The following is an 801-nucleotide window of genomic DNA, read 5'->3' as shown; positions in this document are numbered from 1 at the left end:
CGGCTGGAGAGTTCGCCGTTCTGGTTGTTCAGGTCGCGCAGGTTGTTGAGGGTCAGCGGGCCCTTGGCACTGAGCAGGCCGTTGCGGTTGTCGAGGTCACCACCGGCCAGGTCGAGGCGGATGGCCTGGTCACTCAGCAGGCGCCCGCCATTCTGGGTCAGGCTGGAGACGGACAGGTCGATATCACCCTGGGACGAGACTTCACCACCGTTGCTGGAGTCCAGGCTGGCCGCCCGGATGTCCAGTGCCGCTGCGGCGATCAGGCCCTTGAGGTTGGTCAGGGCCTGGTTGACACGCAGGGTGACGGCCTGGTCACCGAGCAGTTTGCCGTTGCTGTTGTCCAGGCTGTCGGCGGCCAGGGTGAAGGCCTGGGCACTGGAGATTTCACCGCCCTGGTTGTTCACGCCCTTGAGGTTGTTGAGCACCAGCAGCGGCGCATTGATCAGGCCGTTCTGGTTGTTCAGTTGACCCTGGTTCATGTCCAGTGTCAGGGCGCTGTTGCTGAACAGCTTGCCGCCCTGCTGGTCGAGGCCCGTGACGCTGGCTGTCAGGGCCTTGTCGCTGCCGATACGGCCACCCTGGTTGGTGACCTGCCCGGCCGTCAGCGTCAGGCGGTCGGCGCTGGTCAGGCTGCCGGTGCGGTTGTCGAAGGCACCGGTGGTCACTCCCACCGCGCCCTTGCCGCTGATCACACCCTGGGCCGTGTTGTCGAGGCTGGCGCTGTTGACGGTGACGCCACGGTCACTGACCAGGCGTCCGCCCTGGTTGACCAACGCAGCAGTGGTCTTGGCCGTTAGGGTG

General features: G+C 65.7%; 1 protein-coding gene. It reads right to left on the bottom strand.

Translation table 11 applies throughout. The features are described from left to right. On the bottom strand, positions 1-801 hold an 801-nt coding region (locus K675_RS30950; protein ID WP_037006737.1), incomplete at both ends, for a hypothetical protein.

The organism is Pseudomonas fuscovaginae SE-1, assembly GCF_000364705.1.
Classification (GTDB): Bacteria; Pseudomonadota; Gammaproteobacteria; order Pseudomonadales; family Pseudomonadaceae; genus Aquipseudomonas; species Aquipseudomonas fuscovaginae_A.
This window is presented reverse-complemented; position numbering and strand designations above follow the sequence as displayed.